The organism is Actinoallomurus rhizosphaericola (genome assembly GCF_024055675.1).
Classification (GTDB): Bacteria; Actinomycetota; Actinomycetes; order Streptosporangiales; family Streptosporangiaceae; genus Actinoallomurus; species Actinoallomurus soli.
The window spans coordinates 1-14013 of the sequence record NZ_JAMXMW010000002.1; the positions used below are offsets into that span (position 1 = coordinate 1).

A 14013-nucleotide genomic window follows, 5' to 3' on the forward strand; every position below is an offset into this window, starting at 1 on the left:
AGGCACTGCTGGCTCTCGCGCGTCGACGCCTCAACGTCCTGTGGGCGATGATCCGTGACGGACAGTGCTATCAAGAGTCACCTCCCGTCACACTCGCGGCTTGACAACACGATTGGGAAGTTCCTTCCGATCGAGGAAAGGGGAGGCTTCGAGCGAGCAGGCCGCATGACGCCGAGGAAGGTGCGCCGCTCGGGTGCCTCGCAACTCCTAGAGAAGCAGACCGGGTAGAAAAGTGCAACAAGTCAACTTAGTAATCAACACAACCAGTGAACTCGCTGCGGCCTTGGTGGGATTGGTCGTGGCCTGTCGACGGCGCCGGCAGTGCCGGGCTTCGCTACGACGCGGTGAGCGTCCACTCGACGTGCGAAGGGCCGGGCACATCGGCCTGTGTGTTGATCACCAGGTGATGTGAGCCCGGCGCGAGACCGGGAAGCAACACCCAGAACCCGCGATCGGTGACGCTCTCCTCGTCGGCCACTCCGCTCAAGGCGCCACCACGGACCGCCTTGAGGGTGTACGGCCGGGAGTTGTCCACTCCGGTCGGCTTCAGGGACTCGCCGTCGAGCCGTACGTCCATGGACCTTACGGCCAAGGGCAGCATCGGTCGCGGGCCGTGGGATATCAGCTCGTTCACGACCGGCGCGAGGATCGGCCGGTGTGCGGGTACGGCACACCGGCGTTGGGTCCGCCCCTTGGGCGCACCTCCCCCGAGCAGCCAGACATCGGCCGGTTGCTGCGATCCGCAGCGCTTCGGGTCGAAATACTCACTCGCCGGGATCGCAGCGGCTCGCCGATACCACCGGCGAACGGCGAGTTGAAGATCCACGGTCGGCGTCGAGGCGACGGTGGCCGGCGTGTGGACCGCTTTGGACGTCGCGGTCCGCGCAGGCCCGTCGGCCTCGTGCCGCGAGCACCCGGCCACCACGATGAGCATCGTCGCGACCGCCGCATGGCGCGACACGACCCGGGCGGCCCTCCACCGCGGACTCCACCACCGGTTCGACATCCTGCCCCGCTCTTCGGAGATCCCGCGCCCGCGCGCGGACGGCACTGTCCGCAGGGAAGGACGCGCACAGCGGGAGTCCGGTCTACCGCACTCGCGATCACGTTCCCGCATCGGACGGCTCCCGCGCCGGTGGGAGGCTTCGCCGCCGGAAGCGCCGAGACTGTTGAACATCTGGCAGGAAGAGTGATCAGGGGCTGGTCGCGAATACCCAGCGGTTGGCGGCCAGGGCGTCGGGGCGGTCGGGCTCGGCAAGAGGGCCGCGGCCGTATTCACGGGTGAAGTCGAACGCGGTGTGGACCGACGTGTGCCAGCCCCGGGCGGTCAGGTCCGCGGCGGAGTCGGGCCGTGGCCCCCGGGCGAACAGGGCGAGGAGGTCGATGCCGGTCCGTTCGGCCACCGAGTAGATCGGGCTCTCGCGGACGGCCGTCGACTCGGGGCTGAGCTTGACCTCGTAGGCGAGGGCGCTCCCGGGCGCGCTCAGCGCGTCCACCGCCGCGATGAGAGCACGCTCGGCGGCGTCGGGCAGGTAGAGCAGCAGTCCCTCGGCGAACCAGACGGCCGGTGCGGCCGGGTCGAAGCCCGCGCCGGTCAGCGCCGAGGTCCATTCGAGGCGCAGGTCGCACGCGATCGTGACGCGCTCGGTCTTCGGCACGGCGCCCAGCCCCTCGAGCACGCGGGCCTTGAACGCGAGGACACCCCTCTGGTCGATCTCGAAGATCCTGCAGCCGGGCGGCCAGTCCAGCCGGTACGCCCGCGTGTCGAGGCCGGCCCCGAGCAGCACCACCTGCCGGATCCCCGCGCCGGTCCGCCGCAGGACGAAGTCGTCGAAGACCCGCGTCCGCAGGCCGAAGTAACGCCCCAGCCGGCCCCACAGGGGATCGACCTCGCCGTCCGGGACCTGCCGCGGACGCACCGGCCAGTCCGCGGACGCCCGGGCCGCGCGCACGAAGTGCTCGGCGTAGACGTCCTGCGCCAGCGTGTCGTGGCGGTGCGTCTCGATCGCCCGTGCCGCGGCGACCATGAGGGCGGTCAGCCCGACGCCTTCCTCCACACCGGTGATGTCGGCCATGGGTGCTCCTCTCCGAGTCCTCCGCGCGGTCGACTCGCCGCCGAGCCGCGAAATGACGGCCGGTACGTACGTCGGGCCGATATCCGCCTCGGACATCGGCCCGACGTCGACCGGGCGCGGCGCGCGTCAGACCAACGTGTCGCCGACGGCGTGGCCGCCTCGGGCGAGGAAGTACTCCTCGATGGCCGTCCGCCACTCGCCGACGGCGACCCGGCCGGTCCCGTGGGGGTCGAACGCCCGGAAGAGCGCCTCGACGTTCTCCTCGGGGAATCCGACGGCCCGAAGGCCCCGGACGAAGTCGGCGTGCTGGACGAAGCCGTCGTCGTCCCGGTCGCAGATCCCGGTCAGCGCCTCCGCGTACGGCCGGACGTTCACCTCGTAGCCGGCCGGTTCGTGGAACCGGGCGTACTCCTCGTAGGTCAGCTTTCCGTCGTTGTTCTGGTCGAGGGCGCCGACCAGGCCCTGCCAGTAGCGCCGGCAGCCCGTGCGGAGCGCCTGGGCCTTGGCCGAGTTCTCCGGCACGTCCAGGGCGTGGGTGATCCGGTGCGCGAGCCGGTCGAAGTCGTCCGCCTCCAGGTAGCCGTTCGCGTCCGTGTCGAGCGCGTTGAACGCGGCCTTGATCCGATCCAGACGTGCATCCATCGGGAACCTCCAGGGAGGGTGTGATGCCATGACGCGGACAGTGAGACCATAGCTACATAAAGTGATCAATCACATGTCTTCCGGCTTGGTCGGCCGACATCGGCCACCCGAGGCCGTACGGCCGCCGTCGACCCAGCCGGTCACCGCCACGACCTCGCGGGCGATGTCGATCACCGACCGCTCGTCGGTCGTGACCCGCACGGTGTCCGGGGGCGCCCCCGCGTCGAGCAGCCGTGACCTGCGGGAACTCGCCGCCAGGCCCTCCTGCAACTCGGATCCGAGTTCCCGGCCCGTCAGGCGCCGGGCGGCCGTGGCGTCGGAGGCGGTGAGCAGGACCCGGATCATCCGCACGTCCGCCCCCATGGCGCGCTCGAACATGCCCGCCGTCTCCGGCAGCACGCACACGGTGTTGACGTAGATGAGGCGGCGATGGCCGAGCGCGGCGAAATTGCCCCACACCGCGGTCAGATTGCGCTCCGTCAGCCGCGACCGGTCGGGGTCGTCCTCGGGCGCCGGATGCACCTGCCCCATGAAGTCCCCGTCGATGACGGCGTGGGCGACCGCCGCGGCGCGCAGCCGCGCCGAGACCTCCCATCCCACCGTGGTCTTGCCGACGCCCGAGCGTCCTCCGATGAGCAGCACCTCCGCGTGACCCATGCCCGGAGCATGACGGCCACCGGCCGCGTCACGCCAACGCTTTCCCCGCCTCGGTCGCGGTCAGCGGTAGAAGATCGCCACTCCGCCGTGGTGGGAGCAGGCGCCCTGGTGGTGGGCGGCGTACGAGTAGGTGCCGTCGTTGCAGCGCGCCGTCGCGCCGGCCGGGTGGTCGGGCGGCTTCGGGGCCGCCGGGCGCCGCTTCGGCCGGCTCGGTACCCGATGCGGCTTCGGCACATGGGTCCGGTGCGTGGGGATCCCCCGGGCGCCCGCCCGTACGGTCGGCGTGGACGAGTTCTTCGGCGTCGGAGACGGCGGGAGGACCGTGGAGGGCGAGTCGGCCGGCGTCGCGGACACGCTGGGCCCGTCAGAGGGCGCGGCCGCCCCGCCGGCGTCGGTCGCGGTCGTGCGGCATCCGCCGAGCAGCAGTGCCGCGCCGAGGATCAGGGCCGGTGTCCGATGGCGCATCGCCGTCTCCCGTCGTAGAGGACGCGAGTTGGACGGCCGCATACTGGGGCAGGTTGCCCTGAAACCGGTAGATGGCGGCATACGGCCAATTACGCGCGATACGTAACGTGTGCGATCGGACACCGATGGACGCCGCGTTTCGCGCGCCCTCGCGTCGGGGCGGCCGGTGACGGGTGGGCGTGCGTCAGGCGGTGGTGGCGACGTCGCGGTAGTACTGGATCTTTCCGCGGAGGTGCTCCCGCTGGGAGCGCAGCGTCTCGAGCTGCCGGTCGATGCGCTCGTCGTGCGCCTCCAGCAGGGCGATGCGCTCGTCGAGCGTCGCGTCGCCGCCACGGGCCAGCTCGGCGTAGCGCCGCATCTCCGCGATCGGCATGCCGGTGTCGCGGAGGCAGCGCAGGACGCCGAGGAACCCCAGGTCGTCGGAGCTGAAGCGGCGCCGGCCCGCGGCCGTGCGGTCGATCCGGTCGAGCAGGCCGATCTTCTCGTAGTAGCGGAGCGTGTCGATGCTGAAGCCGGTCTTCTCGGCCGTCTGTGCCGGTGAGTAGAACGTCACGCCCCGATGATCACACCTGGAGCGCACTCCAGGTCAAGCTCCAGGAAACGCTCCGGCTTGACCTGGAGCGCGCTCCAGATCGCAGAGTGTGTCGCGTCCCCGATCACCTTCACGAGAGGACGCGATCATGCGGCAACGGACCCTTGCCGACGGAACGGCCGTCAGCGCGCTCTGCCTCGGTGCCATGTGGTTCGGCACCCGGACCGACGAGGCGACGTCGTTCGCCATCCTCGACCGGTTCGTCGAGGCCGGCGGCACCCTCATCGACACCGCCGACAACTACGCCTTCTGGGCGGACAACGGCGCCGGCGGGGAGAGCGAGGCGGTCCTCGGCCGCTGGCTGGCCGACCGCGGCGCGCGCGACCAGGTGGTGATCAGCACCAAGGTGGGGGCGCAGCCGACCGTCCCCGGCACGACCTGGCGGGAGAGCGGCGAAGGGCTGTCCGCCACGGCGATCCGGTCGGCGGTCGAGGGCAGCCTCCGCCGGCTGGGCACCGACCACGTCGACGTGTACTGGGCGCACGTCGAGGACCGTACGGTGCCGATCGAGGAGACGGTGGACGCGTTCGCGTCGCTCGTCGAGCAGGGCACGGCCGCCGTCGTCGGCGCCAGCAACTTCGCCCTGTGGAAGGTCGAACGGGCGCGGGCGGTCGCGCGGGGTCAGGGGCGTCCCGGCTACACCTGCCTGCAGCTCCGCCACTCCTACCTGCGGCCGCGGCTCGACGTCATCCGCCCGGACGACCACGTGTTCGGGAACGTCGACGCCGAGACCCTGGACTACGTCCGCAGCGAGCCGGACATGAGCCTGTGGGCCTACAGCCCGCTCCTCAGCGGCACCTACGCGCGTACGGACCGGCCGCTGCACCCGGTGTACGACCACCCGGGAACGCCGGCGCGGCGGGCCGCGCTGCGGGAGGTCGCGGACAAGGTCGGCGCCACGCCCAACCAGGTGGTGCTGGCCTGGCTGATGGGCGGCGACCCGCCGATCATCCCGGTCGTCGGCGTCAGCTCCGTCGAACAGCTCGACGAGGTCCTGGGAGCGGCCGACCTCGAACTCGACGACGAACTGCGCCGCAACCTCAACGCCGCGGGCGGCTTCGACCGGTGACGCCGGACGGGGCGCCCGGGTCCCCTTCGGCTCCAACGAGCCCGACCGGGTCCACGCCATGCGGCCCGTCTTCCGGCTGACCGATCTGAGCGCTTCGGCCCGGCGAGGCGACCGCGCCGCCGTGCGGGCCGGAGCGTCCGTCCGAGCCACGCCCCCGAACAGCACCGCGATCACCCGGGGATCCACGGGTCAACGACGCGGGATCGCGACCACGGTGTAGGGGGTCTCCGGGGTCGGCGTCGTGTCGAACCGGGCGTTCGGTAGGTACAACCGCGAGCCGAAGGCCATCACGGTCGACGGGACGTCGAACCGTTCGTCGCGCAACCGGCGCACCACGTGGCCCTCTGTGCCCTCCGCGTTCAGCCGCAGGACTGCCACGGCGTTCCACCGGTTCTGCACGGCGTACAGCGTCCGGCCGCGCAGGAGCAGGCCGTCACCCTCCACCAGCGTCTCACCGTGCAGGTTCACGCGACGGGTCGCGCCGGACGGCTCGACGCGGAACAGGTCCCCGGTGTTCGACTGCACGACGAGCAGGCCCCGGCCGTCCGGGGTCGGGGTGATCCCGTTGGCGTTGAAGCCGGAGCCGTACTTCATCTCGCCGGTGAGCGGGATCCGGACCGGCGGGCCAGGCATGCGATCACCGCGCAGCGGCACCTTGTAGAGGACGGGGTTGGTCGAGTCGGTGATCCACGCCGCGCCCTGGCAGAAGGCGATGTCGTTGACGAACGCCGGGCCTGTGGTCAGCCGGTCGGACGCCAGTACCCGTCCGGTGCGGGCGTCCACGATCCGCAGGTCGCCGCCCGTGCCGCCCGCCACGAACAGGTGACCGTGCCCGTCGGCGTGCAGGCCGAGCGACGGGGTGCCGGGCCCCCGGCTGAACATCGCGCCGCGTCCGGTGCGCAGGTCGGCACGGTAGATCGAGCCGTCGGCCATGGAGGTGACGTAGGCGAATGGCCCGGGCCCCGTAAGGATGCCCTCGGGCTGGAACCCGTCCGGAAGGCGGATCGTGCTCGGGAACGCGGAGGCGGTGGCGGGCGCGCTCGTCGAGGCGATCAGGCCGAGCGCGAGCAGCACGGAGGCGAGATGACGTCGCATGGTCGAAACCTCTCAACGTTGAAATGTTCAATGTTGATCGTAAGGCGGCTGATAGCTTTACGTCAAACAGTTCAACATTGAGGGGTTGTCATGGACCGCGACGCCGTCGACCGGATCGTCGAGCAGTGGGCGCGCGCCCGGCCGGATCTCGACGCGGCCCCGATGCGGGTGCTCGGCCGCCTGTCCCGGCTGACGCGGATCACCGAGCGCGAGCTCAAGGCGCTGTTCGCCCGCTTCGGGCTGGAGCGCGGTGAGTTCGACGTCCTCGCCACGCTGCGCCGGGCGGGCGCACCGGACGGCATGACCGCGGGCGAACTCGCCCGAGCGTCCATGGTGACCTCCGGAGCCGTCACCAACCGGCTCGACCGGCTGGTCGCCAAGGGCTACGTCACACGCGAAGTGGATCCGGACAACAGGCGCACCGTCGTCGTCGCGCTCACGGCCACTGGGCGCGCGTTGATCGATCGCGCGGTCACCGCGCACCTGGAGAACGAGCGGCGCATCCTGGCCGCACTCGACCAGGGCGAGCAGGACCGACTCGCCGCGACACTGCGGACCCTGCTGCTCAGCCTCGGCGACGAGGCATCCGACTAGCCCGGTCGCCGTGATCACGTGTCGGGCCCCAGAGACGAGGCCCGAGCCGGCCGCCAGGCTCCTCGGCCCCCGCGGTTCGAACGCTCGCTCAGACGGCGGGGATCGCCTCGAGAAGGGCGGCGAGGCCGTCGGCGTCGAGGAGGTCGGCGGGGCGGATCGTCCGGTTCGCCGCGACGTAGTGGAACGCGGCGCTGACCCGCTCGACCGGGACGCCGGCGAGCTCGGCCCAGGCGATGCGGTACGCCGCGAGCTGCACCGACACCACCCGCGCCTCGTCGCCGGTCGGTGGGCGGCCGGTCTTCCAGTCGACGACCTCGTACCCCCCGTCGTCCGTACGGAAGACCGCGTCCATCCGGCCCCGGATCAGGCGGTCGCCGATGGTCGTCTCGAAGGGCACCTCGACGTCGTGGGGTTCGCGGTCGGCCCAGGCGCTGCGTTCGAACGCGGCCCGCAGCGTGTCCAGCTCGTCGTCGCCTCCGGCACCCTCGTCGGAGGCGCCGGGAAGGTCGTCGAGGTCGAGCAGCCGTTGCTGGCCCCAGCGGGACTCCAGCCAGCGGTGGAACGCGGTGCCGCGCCGGGCGTACGGCGCCGGGGGCCGGGGCAGCGGCCGGCGGATCTGGCGGGCCAGGGCCGCCGGGTCGCGGGCCAGGGTGACCAGCGAGGACACCGACAGGTGGGCGGGCAGGTCGACCGCCAGGCCGTCGACGCCGCGGGAGCGGTCGCGTTCGGCCAGCAGCAGCTCGACGTCGCGGGCCCAGGCGGCCGCCCGGCGACGGTCGCGCGGGGCCAGCGGGAGGTAGCCGAGGCGGAGCCTGCCCTGCATGGCGTCCTCGACCATCCGGGCGCCCTCGGCGACCGCGTCGTACCGCTCGCCTTCGGGCAGGGCGGGCCAGGACGCGGTGTCCTGCTCGGCGAGCAGCGGGTTCTCCTCGCCCAAGGGCTCGTCGGCCCAGTAGCCGACCTGGCCGGCGCCGGCCTCGCACGCCTCCCGGATCTCCGCCAGGAACGGTGACGGCTGCAGCGGGCGGCTCGCGGTGCCCCAGCGGTATCCCGTCGCGATGAGCAGGTGCCGGGCCCGGGTGACCGCGACGTACGCCAGGCGGCGTTCCTCGCGCAGGTCGCGTTCGGAGGTCGCGGCGTTGAACGTCTCGACGTCGTCCTTCTGCAGGCCGTTCAGCGGCGGCAGGTCGGCGTGGTCGCCGCGCAGCGGGTACGGCAGGGCGCGGGCGTTCTCCGTCCAGCGGGAGGAGTTCTGCGGTTTGGCAGGGAAGACCGAGCCGGAGTTCGGAGTGTCGTTCCTGGTCGGGTTCCAGACCAGGCCGGGGATGGCGACGACGTCCCACTCCAGGCCCTTGGCGGCGTGCACGGTCAGCAGCTTGACGCTGTTGGTCTCGCCGACCCGGCCCGCCTCCAAGCCGAACTCCTCCGTCTCGGCGGCCTTCAGGTAGGCGAGGAACGCGCCCAGCGTCGGATCCTCCGCGTCGCCCGCGAAGGACGCCGCCGCGTCGACGAACGCGTCCAGGTCGGCGCGGGCGGTCACCGGGTCCAGGCCGGGCCGGGAGGCGACCTCGATGTCCAGGCCGAGGGTGCGTTCGACCTCCGTCACCAGGTCGGGCAGCGGCAGGCCGACGTGGCGGCGCAGGACGCGCAGCTCGTCGCGGAGGCGTTCGAGCCGGGCGTACCCCTCGGCGCTGAACTGCTCCGCCGGGCCCAGGTCGTCGAGGGCGTCGACGAGGCTGCCGTGCTCGTCGTTCAGCTCCTGGACGACCTGCCGGAGCGGGTCGGCGCCCGCCGGCTCCGCATCTTCGAGGGATGCGGTCTCGTGCGGATCCGCGGCGGGGCCGGCGTCGGGGTGCAGGTCGCGGGCCGCCTCGCGGGCGAGTTCGCGGGCGCGGCGGCCGAGGGCGACCAGGTCACGGGGGCCCAGGCGCCAGCGCGGCCCGGTGAGCAGCCGGGCCAGTGAGGCGCCCGCCGTCGGGTCGTGCACGACGCGGAGGGTCGCGACGACGTCCTGGACCTCCGGGACGGTGAGCAGCCCGCCGAGGCCGACGACCTCGACCGGGACGCCCCGCGCCTCCAGCGCCGCCCGGATCAGCGGGAACTGCGCCCGCTTGCGGGCGAGGACGGCGACGTCGGACGGCTGCAGGCCGGGTCCGAACCGGCTGGTCTTCTCCCAGGGCTCCCCGTCGGGCGCGAGGTCCTTCGGCTGCCGCAGCAGGCGCACGATGCGGTCGGCGAGCCGCTCGGCCTCGTCCTCGACGGTGTCCAGCAGCGCGCACTCGACCCGCCCGCGGCCCTGCTGCGCGGCGCCGGGCCACAGCCGGGGGACGTCCTTGGCCTCCTCGCGCAGCTCGCCCTGGATGCGGGCGGCCGCGTCGAGCACGCGTTCGCCGTTGCGGAAGCTGGTCGACAGCTGCCGCATCGGCGCGGGTCGTTCGCCGTTCGGGAAGTCGCGGACGAACCCGAGGAGGTTCCCGGCGCTCGCGCCCCGCCAGCCGTAGATCGACTGGCACGGGTCGCCGACGGCCGTGACCGGGTGGCCGCCGCCGAACAGCGACTTCAGCAGGACGAGCTGGGCGTGGCTGGTGTCCTGGTACTCGTCCAGGAGCACGGCGGCGTAGCGCGAGCGCTCGATCTGGCCGACCTCCGGGTGCTCGGCGGCGATCCGCGCCGCGAGCGCCATCTGGTCGCCGTGGTCGAGGACCTCCCGCCGGGCCTTGGCCCGCTGGTACGCCTCGACCAGCGGCATCAGCTGTTCGCGTGTCGCCTGGGCGTCGGTGATGCGGCCCTGGTGCTTCTTGGTGGGCTTCTTCACCTCGGCGACCCGCTCGTTCAGCCAACGGCCGATCTTCCGCACGTCCTCGGGCGTGCGCAGGTGCTCGGACAGCTCCCCCGACAGTGCGATCACGGCCTTGGTGACGGTGTCGGGCCCCCAGTCGACGGCGTCCATCGGCCCGTCGTACGCGTCGACGACCCGCGCCGCGATCTGCCAGGCCACCGCCGGGGTGACGAGCCGCATCGTGGGCTCCAGCGCCGCCCGCAGCGCGTGGTCGCCGAAGAGCCGGGCGGCGTACGCGTGGTACGTCGAGACCGTCGGCTCGCCGTCGAGGATCTCCGGGTCGATGAGGTCGTCGTGCTCGCGGAGCTGGTCGAGCCGGCGGCGTACGCGGTCGGCCAGCTCCGCCGCGGCCTTGCGGGTGAACGTCAGGCCCAGCACCCGCTCGGGCCGGATCAGGCCGTTCGCGACGAGCCACACGACGCGGGCCGCCATGGTCTCGCTCTTGCCGGAGCCCGCCCCCGCGATGACCGCCATCGGGGCGAGCGGCGCCTCGATCACGGCGGCCTGGTCCGGCGTCGGCTCGGGCACGCCGAGCCGCTGCGCCAGCTCCTGCGGACTGATCACGGCGTTCCCTCGTCGTACGGGCCGGTCACCGCGCGCCCGTCGCGGGGGACGTCACGGCGCCACCTGGCCGCCGTCGTCGTGGGCCGGGCACGACCCGCGTACGGGGCAGGTGCGGCAGTGGTTGTCGTCGCGGCGGGCCTCGAACACCGGGCTGGCCATGCCCTCGGCGACGCGATCGACGAGTTTACGCGGCCACTGGGGATCCTCGTCGGCCGACGGGGGCGGCTGGGTCTGGACGCGCACCCGCGCGGTCAGGGACGCCTTGCCGACCTGGACGAGCTCCGCGCCGCCCGGCTCGATCAGGCCCTTCTCCGCGAACGCGCCCAGCATCACGGCCAGCTGGTAGACGCCGAGCTGCGGGTGGCGGGCGAGGTCGTCCTCGGGCACCTTGGTGCCGGAGGTCTTGATGTCGACGATCCAGGCGCGGCCGTCGCCGTCGCGCTCGGCGCGGTCGATCCGGCCCCGGATCACCACCCGGCCCAGGTCGATGCTGAACGGCTCCTCGATGGAGACCAGCTCGCGGGCGTCGGCGCGCCGGTGCCAGGCCAGGAACTTGTCGATCATCTCCTGGGCCTGCTCGCGCTGCTTGTCGGAGTACCAGGCGCTGCGGAAGTCCAGGTCGTCCCAGATCTCGTCGAGCCGCTTGTCGATGTCGGCGTCGCTCACCGCCTCGTCGGTGCCGACGAGCTCGGCGACCGCGTGGATGACCCGGCCCATCGTCGCGAACTCCCCCGCGCCGCCGTCCTCCGCGCCCACGCAGGAGGCGAGCAGCCAGCGCAGCCCGCACTTCTCGAACGTGTCCACCTGCGACGGCGACAGCACCAGCTGCTCGTCCTCCCGGAACGCCGGGCCGGGGTCGGACAGCTCCGTCAGGGGGTACCAGTCGCGCGGGTCGGCGCCCTGGACCCCGGCGCGGGCGAGCCGGGCCAGGTGACCGGCCGCCGCCCGGCGAAGGGACACGGGGGTCTTCGGGTCGGCGACGGCGGAGCGCAGGTCGGCCACGAGGGCGCGCAGGGACAGCCACCGGGTCCGCTCGTCGAGCTGGGCGTGCTCGGCGTCGTCGGGGACCAGCTCGCGCAGGAACCGCGACGGCCGGTCCTCGGCGTCCTCCCCGCCGACGGCGGTCACGACGAGCCGCCTCTTGGCCCGCGTCACGGCGACGTAGAACAGCCGCCGCTCCTCCTCCAGCATCTTCGCCGCGAGGGACGCCCCTGCTTCCACCCCCGTGGCTGCGCCCCACCGCCCCCCTGTTTCCACCCCCGTGGCTGCGCCCCACCGCCCCCCGCTGCCAGGGTCGGCGACGCCGGTGGCGGCCTCGATCAGCTCCTCGCTGCCCAGCAGCGAGCCGCGCAGCCGCAGGTCGGGCCAGAGGCCCTCCTGCACGCCCGCGACGACGACCAGGTCCCATTCGAGGCCCTTGGAGCGGTGCGCGGTGAGGATCCGCACCGCCTCGCCCTGGGGCGCCTGCTCGGCGAGGGTGTCGCCGGGGATCTCCTGCGAGGCCAGGTCGTCCAGGAACACCTCCGGGCCCGCCTGCGGCAGCCGGTCGGTGAACCGCGCCGCCATGTCGAACAGCGCGACCACCGCGTCGAGGTCCCGGTCGGCCGCCGCGCCCCGTGCCCCCCCGCGCACGCTCTGTTCCAGGAGCCGGTCGGCCAGGCCGCTCTCCTGCCACACCGCCCACAGGACCTCCTCGGCCCCGCCGCCGCCGCGCACGGTTTCACGGGCGAGGGCGATCAGCCCGGCGACGCGCTCGGCCGGCTCACGGACCTTCGGGTGGATCAGCAGCAGCTCGCGCGGATCGTTCAGCGCCCGTACGAGCAGGCCGTCGGCCTTGTCGTCCCCGGACAGCGTGGCCAGGTCGCGCAGGGCGCGGCGGAGCCGGCGCAGGCCGAGCGCGTCCGCGCCGCCCAGCGGGCCCAGCACGAGCTCCTCGGCGGCCTCCTCGTCGAGCAGCGCGGGCCGCAGCGCCGCCCGCAGCAGCACGATGAACGGCCGGGCGCCGGGCTCGTTCACCAGCGGCACCTCGTCACCGGCCACGACGACGGGCACGCCCGCGGCGGACAGCGCACGGCGCAGCGGCGGCACCTGCCGCACCGCGGACCGTACGAGCACCGCCATCCGCGACCAGGGGACGTTCTCCAGGAGGTGGGCGCGACGCAGCTCGTCGGCGACCAGCGCGGCCTCCTGGTTCGCGCTGTCGGCCTCGACGACCCGGACCGCCCGTGTATCCGCGCCGTCGTCGTCGGCCGCCTCGACCGGGAGCAGGTCGCGGTGCTCCCCGGCGAGGGCGCCGAGCGGCAGCCGCGCGGCGACCCGGCGGGACGCCTCCAGGATCACCGGGCCCATCCGGCGGCACGTCCGCAGGGAGACGACCGGCGCCTCCTCGCCCGTCACCGTACGGAACCGTTCGGGGAACTCCAGGATCCCGCGCACGTCCGCGCCGCGGAACCCGTAGATCGACTGGTCGGGGTCGCCCACGACGATGAGGTCCCGCCCGCCCCCGGCCAGCTGCTGGAGGAGGTACTCCTGCGCCGGGTCGGTGTCCTGGTACTCATCGACGAGGACGACGTCGTACGCGGCGCGCTCGCGCCGTCGTACGTCCTCGTCGGTGAGCAGCCCGGCGGCGGCGCGGATCAGCTCCGCGTAGTCGTAGGCGATGATCGGGTCGACGTCGAAGCGCTCTTCGTACCGGTTCAGGAACCGGCCGGCGGCGTACCAGTCGTCACGGTGATGACCACGGCCCAGCGTCACCAGGTCGGCGGGGCCGAGACCGCGCTCGGCGGCCCGCAGGATGAAGTCCCGCAGCTCCTCGGCGAACCCCCGCGTCTTCAGCGTCTCGTGCAGCCGCGACGGCCAGTCCCGCGCGCCGTCCGCGACCTCGCCGTGGACCAGGCGGCGGACCTCGAGGAGGTGTTCGGGGCCGGACAGCAGCCGGGGCGGCTCGTCGCCGTCCAGGACCGCCTCGCGGCGCAGCAGCGCGTACGCGTACGAGTGAAACGTCAGGGCCAGCGGCGTCCGGGTGGTGCGCCGCAACCGGCCGGTGATGCGCTGCCGCAGCTCCCCGGCGGCCTTCCGGCCGAACGTCAGGACCAGCACCCGCTCCGGGTCGACGCCGCGGTTCTCGATCCGGTCGACGACCGTCTCGACGATCGTCGTCGTCTTCCCGGTGCCCGGCCCGGCCAGCACGAGCAGCGGCCCGCCCGCGTGCGCGACGACCCGTCGCTGGTGCTCGTCGAGCACCGGCGGCGGCGCCTGGGTGGGACCGGCGCGCCGGACGAGTCGGTAGGACGCTGATGACACATATGTGATTGCAGCAGATCATCGGGGGTGATCGTGACAGGGTTGCGCCATGTCGCCGATGTGGCAGCCGCCGATTCCCGACGCCGACGCTGGTCACGCGCCGCGAACCGCCGAGGAA

At 73.1% G+C, this 14013-nt stretch carries 11 protein-coding genes; 2 read left to right on the plus strand and 9 right to left on the minus strand.

Translation table 11 applies throughout. The annotated features are described in order from the left end of the window. Positions 1-334: 334 nt before the first annotated feature. From NE234_RS03900 to NE234_RS03925, 6 genes are all read right to left on the minus strand, one after another. Positions 335-592 (minus strand): hypothetical protein, encoded by a 258-nt coding sequence (locus tag NE234_RS03900; RefSeq protein ID WP_252777422.1) that lies wholly within the window; start codon positions 590-592, stop codon positions 335-337. Positions 593-1193: 601 nt separating this feature from the next. Next, complete coding sequence (locus NE234_RS03905) at positions 1194-2075, minus strand: class I SAM-dependent methyltransferase (RefSeq protein ID WP_252777423.1); 882 nt, start codon at positions 2073-2075, stop codon at positions 1194-1196. 126 nt (positions 2076-2201) lie between these two features. Beyond that, a complete protein-coding gene (locus tag NE234_RS03910) occupies positions 2202-2717 on the minus strand; it encodes an EF-hand domain-containing protein (protein ID WP_252777424.1) in 516 nt (171 codons plus the stop codon). A gap of 69 nt (positions 2718-2786) precedes the next feature. After that, positions 2787-3374 (minus strand): AAA family ATPase, encoded by a 588-nt coding sequence (locus NE234_RS03915; RefSeq protein ID WP_252777425.1) that lies wholly within the window; start codon positions 3372-3374, stop codon positions 2787-2789. A 60-nt stretch (positions 3375-3434) separates the two neighbouring features. After that, positions 3435-3839: a DUF3761 domain-containing protein gene (locus NE234_RS03920; protein WP_252777426.1), complete on the minus strand. Its 405-nt coding sequence runs from the start codon at positions 3837-3839 to the stop codon at positions 3435-3437. A gap of 184 nt (positions 3840-4023) precedes the next feature. Continuing rightward, positions 4024-4392 carry a MerR family transcriptional regulator gene (locus NE234_RS03925; RefSeq protein ID WP_252777427.1) on the minus strand — a complete coding sequence of 123 codons (369 nt, stop codon included), beginning with the start codon at positions 4390-4392 and terminating at the stop codon, positions 4024-4026. A gap of 127 nt (positions 4393-4519) precedes the next feature. Here NE234_RS03925 and NE234_RS03930 point away from each other — a divergent pair, with 127 nt between their 5' ends. After that, a complete protein-coding gene (locus NE234_RS03930) occupies positions 4520-5500 on the plus strand; it encodes an aldo/keto reductase (RefSeq protein WP_252777428.1) in 981 nt (326 codons plus the stop codon). A 189-nt stretch (positions 5501-5689) separates the two neighbouring features. Here the strand turns inward: NE234_RS03930 and NE234_RS03935 are convergent, their stop codons facing one another. Next, on the minus strand, positions 5690-6595 hold the full coding sequence (locus NE234_RS03935) for an SMP-30/gluconolactonase/LRE family protein (RefSeq protein ID WP_252777429.1): 906 nt from the start codon (positions 6593-6595) through the stop codon (positions 5690-5692). 90 nt (positions 6596-6685) lie between these two features. Here NE234_RS03935 and NE234_RS03940 point away from each other — a divergent pair, with 90 nt between their 5' ends. Next, complete coding sequence (locus NE234_RS03940) at positions 6686-7189, plus strand: MarR family winged helix-turn-helix transcriptional regulator (protein ID WP_252777430.1); 504 nt, start codon at positions 6686-6688, stop codon at positions 7187-7189. Positions 7190-7277: 88 nt separating this feature from the next. Here NE234_RS03940 and NE234_RS03945 read toward each other — a convergent pair whose 3' ends face one another. Next, positions 7278-10592 carry an ATP-dependent helicase gene (locus NE234_RS03945; RefSeq protein WP_252777431.1) on the minus strand — a complete coding sequence of 1105 codons (3315 nt, stop codon included), beginning with the start codon at positions 10590-10592 and terminating at the stop codon, positions 7278-7280. Positions 10593-10643: 51 nt separating this feature from the next. Next, a complete protein-coding gene (locus tag NE234_RS03950; RefSeq protein ID WP_252777432.1) occupies positions 10644-13895 on the minus strand; it encodes an ATP-dependent helicase in 3252 nt (1083 codons plus the stop codon). Between the last annotated feature and the right edge of the window lie 118 nt (positions 13896-14013).